The organism is Sinomonas sp. G460-2 (genome assembly GCF_047759905.1).
GTDB lineage: Bacteria > Actinomycetota > Actinomycetes > Actinomycetales > Micrococcaceae > Sinomonas.
In genome coordinates this window covers 1-5,332 of sequence record NZ_JBKZWT010000252.1, presented here as the reverse complement: position 1 = coordinate 5,332, position 5,332 = coordinate 1, and the positions used below count along the sequence as shown (strand labels likewise).

The window sequence follows — 5,332 nt, the reverse complement described above, 5'->3', positions numbered from 1 at the left end:
GCCGACGTCGTCGTCGCCGGGATCGGAGTGGTCCCCGAACAGGGCCTTGCCGAGGCGGCCGGGCTTGACGCCGCGGACGGCATCCTCGTCGACCATGCGGGCCTGACCTCGGACCCGGACATCTACGCTGCGGGCGACGTCACCCGTAGCGCGAGCACGTACGACGGCGCGAGCCAGCGGCTCGAGTGCCTCCAGAACGCGCGGGCGCAGGCCGAGGCAGTCGCTGCCTCGATCGCAGGTTCCACGCAGCCCGCCGCCGAGGTGCCGTGGTTCTGGACCGTCCAGCATGGCGTCCGGCTCCAGACGGCGGGAGTCCGGAGGCCCGACGATCACGTGATCCTGCGCGGCGACCCGGCCAGCGGCAAGTTCACGGTCGTCTATCTGCGCGAGGGGCGCCTCGCCGCCGTCGACACTGTTGGCTCGCTCGCCGACTTCAACGCCGCGAAGCGACTCATCTTCGAGCACGCCACCCTCGATCCGGCCCGGGCGGCCGACTCGGCCGTACCACTCGCCGAGGCCATCGCCAACCCCGTGTCGACATCGCTCTGACCCTCCGCAGCGAAAGGTTCCCACCATGCCCACGTCCATCACCGCCGTCGACCGCGACGGCACCCAGCACTCCCTCGCCTGGGAGGAAGACCAGACACTCATGGAAGTGCTCCGCGACAACGACCTGCCGGTGCTCGCCTCGTGCGGCGGCACGGCCTCGTGCGCAACGTGCCACGTGTTCCTCGACGAGGCTGTGGCCACGCGCCTCGGCGAGCGCAGCGCCGACGAACTCGAGCTGCTCGAGGAGGCCGAGGGATACCGCGCGTGCGGCTCGCGGCTCGCGTGCCAGATCGAGCACGACGACGCGCTCGACGGCATCCGCGTCGAGCTCGCACCGGAGAGCTGACGGACCCCACGCCCACCCCATCTCGGGTACAGCAACCATCTGTACCCGAGACGCGGGAAATGGGTGAGTATCCGTACCCGAGACGGAAAGCGGCGGCCCGCCCAGGCTGTGCCTGGACGGGCCGACGCTATCGGTGCGGTGATGTGGTGCGAGTGGCGCTACGTTGCGGGCGTCCCCACGCCCGCTGCCCCGCCCGCCGTGGCCGCGGCGGCCTCGGCGTCGAGATCTTGGCCGCCCGCGAACTGGCTCATGTACAGGGCGTGGTACGCGCCGCGGCGATCGAGCAGCTCCTCGTGGTTGCCCTGCTCGACGATCTGGCCGCGCTCCATGACGAGGATCGTGTCCGCGTCGCGAATCGTCGAGAGTCGGTGCGCGATGACGAACGACGTGCGATCCGTCCGGAGGGCCCGCATCGCCTTCTGCACGAGCAGCTCGGTGCGGGTGTCCACAGACGACGTTGCCTCATCGAGGATGAGCAGCGACGGGTTCGAGACGAACGCGCGAGCGATCGTGATGAGCTGCTTCTCACCGGCGGACACGTTCGTGCCCTCCTCGTCGATGACCGTCTCGTAGCCGTCCGGCAGTGCGCGGACGAAGCGGTCCACATAGGTCGCCTTCGCGGCGGCCATGATCTGCTCGTCGGTCGCGTCGAGGTTCCCATAGCGGATGTTGTCGTAGATCGTCCCGCCGAACAGCCACGCGTCCTGGAGGACCATGCCGACCTTGGACCGCAGCTCGGCGCGCGAGAGGTCGCGGATGTCGACGCCGTCGAGCGTGATCCGGCCCGACTGGATCTCGTAGAACCGCATGACGAGGTTCACGAGGGTCGTCTTGCCGGCGCCCGTCGGGCCGACGATCGCCACGGTGTTCCCGGGTTCTGCCGTGAGCGAGAGGTCCTCGATGAGCGGCTTGTCCTCCGTGTAGGAGAAGTTGACGTGCTCGAACGTGACGTGCCCGTCCGTGACCGCCGGGAGGTGCTCCGTGGCCGTCTCCGGCTCCTGCTCCTCCGCGTCGAGCAGCTCGAACGTCCGCTCGGCGGACGCCACGCCGGACTGGAGCATGTTCGCCATGCCCGCAATCTGGCCGAGCGGCTGCGTGAACTCGCGCGAGTACTGGATGAACGCGGTCGCATCGCCGAGGCTCATCTGGCCCGCGGCGACCCGGAGGCCACCGATGACGGCGATGCCGACGTACGCGAGGTAGCTCACCCAGTTCATGATCGGGAAGATCATGCCGGACACGAACTGCGCACCGAACGAGGCCTGGTAGAGCTCCTCGTTCTTCTCGTCGAAGCGTTCGACCATGTCCTCCTGGCGGCCGAACACCGTTGCGAGCTCGTGGCCCGAGAAGGATTCCTCGATCTGGCCGTTGAGCGCGCCCGTGTTCTTCCACTGCGCCTGGAACAGCTTCTGGCTCCGCGAGCCGATCACGCCCGCGACGACGCCTGAGAGCGGGAGCGCGATGAGGGCGATGAGCGCGAGCTGCCACGACACGATGAACATCATGACGACGATGCCGGCCACCTGAAGCAACGACGAGAGCAGCTGCGAGAAGGCCTGCTGAAGCGCTTGCTGGATGTTGTCGACGTCGTTCGTCACCCTCGAGAGGATGTCGCCGCGCTGCCGCGTGTCGAAGTAGCCGAGCGGGAGCCGGTTGAGCTTCGCCTCGACGTCGCGCCGCAGCCCCGAGACCACGCGCATCACGAGCCGGTTCAGGAGGAAGCCCTGAGCCCACATGAAGATCCCGGCCACGAAGTACATGAGCAGGATCACGGCGATGAGGAACGTGAGCTCGTTGAAGTCGATCCCCTTGCCGGGAACCAGGTTCATGCCCGAGAGCATGTCCGCGAAGTTGTTCTGGCCTTGCGCCCGGAGGCCCTGGACCACCTGATCCTTCGTGACCCCGGACGGCATCTGCTTGCCGATGACGCCCGCGAAGATCACGTCCATGGCCTTGCCGAGGATCTTCGGCGCAATCACGGTGAGGACCACCGAGGCGATGATGAACGCGACGACGACGGCCATGAGCCCGGCCTCGGGCTTGAGCAGCCCCATGAGGCGCTTGGCGCTCGGGCCGAAGTTCTTGGCCTTCTTCGCCGGCATCGAGCCCCAGGCCCCGCCGTCGGCCTCGGTGGGACGGTACTCCTCCTCGAGGTCTTCGTGCTGGACGCCCTCGGGCGCAGCGCTTTGCTTCTCGGCGCTCATGCGACCTCCCCCGCCTTCTCGGCTTCCTCGGCCGTGATCTGAGACTGGACGATCTCCTGATACGTCGGCGACGTTTCGAGGAGTTCGTCGTGCGTGCCGCGATCCACGATCCGTCCGTTGTCGAGCACCAGGATCTGGTCCGCGTCGATGATCGTCGAGACGCGCTGGGCCACGATGATGACCGTTGCGTCGTGGGTGCGCTCGCGCAGCGCACGGCGGAGCTTAGCGTCCGTGGTGACGTCGAGCGCCGAGAACGAGTCGTCGAACAGGTACACCTTGGGCTGGGCCACGAGGGCCCGCGCGATGCAGAGCCGCTGGCGCTGGCCGCCGGACACGTTCGTGCCGCCCTGCGCGATCCGGGAGCCCAGAGCGTGGGGCTTCTCGCGGACGAAGTCGGCGGCCTGGGCCACCTCGAGGGCGTCCCAGAGCTCGGCGTCGGACGCGTTCTGCCGGCCGAAGCGCAGGTTGTGCTCGACCGTCCCGGAGAACAGGTACGGCCGCTGCGGGACCATCGCGACGCGGGAGGTGATCTCATGCCGATCCATCTGCTGAACCGGCACGCCGTCGATTCTGACCTCGCCGCCGGCGGTGTCGAACAGGCGCGGCACGAGGTTGAGAAGCGTCGTCTTGCCCGAACCGGTCGAGCCGATGATCGCGAGCGTCTCCCCCGGCCGGGCCGTGAAGGAGATGCCGCTCAGCACGGCCTTCTCGGCGCCGGGGTAGCAGAACGAGACGTCGCGGAACTCGATGACGCCCTCCCTGCGGGCCGGCGTGACTGGGTTCGCGGGCTCCGCCATGGACGGCTCGACGTCGAGGACCTCACCGATGCGGTCGGCGCAGACGGTCGCGCGCGGGATCATCATCGCCATGAACGTGCCCATCATGACGGCCATGAGGATCTGCAGAAGGTACTGCATGAACGCCGTGAGGGAGCCGACCTGCATCTCTCCCGCATCCACTCGCTGCCCGCCGAAGTAGAGCACCGCGGCCGTCGCGAGGTGGAGCAGCATCATGATCACAGGGAACATGAGCACGAAGATCTGACCGACCTTGACCGAGATGTCAGTCAGCGCCTTGTTGGCCGCCCCGAAGCGCTCCTCCTCGTAGGGCTCGCGCACGAAGGCACGGACCACACGGATGCCGATGATCTGCTCGCGCAGCACGCCGTTGATCCCGTCGATCTTGGTCTGCATCCCGCGGAAGAGCGGCATGAGCAGGTATACGAGGTAGCCGACGACGGCGAACAGCAGCGGGACCGAGACCCACACGAGCCACGACAGCCCGGCGTCCTCGCGCAGCGCCATGATGATGCCGCCCACGCACATGATCGGCGTCGACACCATGAAGTTGAGGCCCATGAGGAGGACCATCTGGACCTGCTGAACGTCGTTCGTCCCCCGGGTGATCAGGGTCGGGGCGCCAAAGCGCTGGACGTCCTGGGCGGAGAACGAGGAGACCTTGCGGAACACTCCGCGGCGCAGATCGCGACCGAACGCCATGGACGTCTTCGAGCCGAAGTACACCGCGAGGATCGCGGTGGCGACCTGGGCCAGGGCCACGCCGAGCATGATGCCGCCGACGCGCCAGATGTAGTCCGTATCGCCCTTCGCGACGCCCTGGTCGATGATTTGGGCGTTCAGGCTCGGGAGATAGAGTGTCGCGATAGTTGTCGCGAGCTGGAAGACCGCTACGGCCAGGATCCATGGCCAATAGCGGGCGCCGTAGCGCCTGAGCAGTGTGACGAGCATCGGTGTCCTTCGGTCGGGCCCGATTTTCGGGCAGCGCTCACCGGAGTCGGCTCGGTGGAGCGGACTCCGTAGAGCACGATCCAGACTAGACCCGGGGCTGCCCCGAGGGATCCTCCCTAGGGAGTAATCCGGCAGGTCTGCGGACAGCCTCTGTCCGCAGCCTCCCGGTCCCCCACGTCAGTTCGCGCTGTGCCGCCCCCGGGTCGCGAGGTACAGCGCGGCCTCCTTCTGCAGTTCCCGCTCAGCGTCGAGTTCGCGCTGGATCTGGGCGAGCTCGGCCGCCGTCGCCTCCTGCCGTTCGGCGAGCGCCTGCTGCTTCGCGGCGAGCTGCTGCTGCTCCGAGAGCTGATCGGCCAGGCGGGACATGAGCCCCGTGAGCTGTGACTGCTGCGTCGCGAGGAGCCGCTGGGTCTCCTGCAGCGCCTCGATGGCCTGCGCCGTGCTCGGCTGGACGACGTCGAGCGAGCGCTCGCCCACCTCCGCGA

General features: G+C 67.9%; 4 protein-coding genes and 1 pseudogene. 2 read left to right on the top strand and 3 right to left on the bottom strand.

What is annotated here, in order from left to right; translation table 11 throughout:
- Together ACLN58_RS17290 and ACLN58_RS17285 are read left to right on the top strand one after the other, a co-directional pair.
- Window positions 1-549 (top strand): oxidoreductase C-terminal domain-containing protein (locus ACLN58_RS17290; protein ID WP_415856485.1); only part of this gene is annotated, 549 nt, incomplete at its 5' end.
- Window positions 550-574: 25 nt separating this feature from the next.
- On the top strand, window positions 575-895 hold the full coding sequence (locus ACLN58_RS17285; protein WP_415856484.1) for a 2Fe-2S iron-sulfur cluster-binding protein: 321 nt from the start codon (window positions 575-577) through the stop codon (window positions 893-895).
- 158 nt (window positions 896-1,053) lie between these two features.
- On the opposite strand, the gene ACLN58_RS17280 is transcribed toward ACLN58_RS17285, so the two are convergent.
- The 3 genes and pseudogenes from ACLN58_RS17280 to ACLN58_RS17270 all read right to left on the bottom strand — a co-directional run.
- Window positions 1,054-3,099, bottom strand: a complete 2,046-nt coding sequence (locus ACLN58_RS17280; RefSeq protein WP_415856483.1) for an ABC transporter ATP-binding protein — start codon at window positions 3,097-3,099, stop codon at window positions 1,054-1,056.
- Window positions 3,096-4,847, bottom strand: coding sequence for an ABC transporter ATP-binding protein (locus ACLN58_RS17275; RefSeq protein ID WP_415856482.1), 1,752 nt, complete (start codon window positions 4,845-4,847; stop codon window positions 3,096-3,098). Before ACLN58_RS17275 ends, ACLN58_RS17280 begins: the two co-directional genes overlap by 4 nt.
- A gap of 177 nt (window positions 4,848-5,024) precedes the next feature.
- Window positions 5,025-5,332: pseudogene (locus tag ACLN58_RS17270) on the bottom strand (MFS transporter); the annotation flags it as partial.

Excerpts from the sequence above, each read along its gene's own strand:
- ACLN58_RS17275 (WP_415856482.1), bottom strand. The coding sequence starts at position 4,847 with ATGCTCGTCACACTGCTCAGGCGCTACGGCGCCCGCTATTGGCCATGG.
- ACLN58_RS17280 (WP_415856483.1), bottom strand. The coding sequence starts at position 3,099 with ATGAGCGCCGAGAAGCAAAGCGCTGCGCCCGAGGGCGTCCAGCACGAA.
- ACLN58_RS17285 (WP_415856484.1), top strand. The coding sequence starts at position 575 with ATGCCCACGTCCATCACCGCCGTCGACCGCGACGGCACCCAGCACTCC.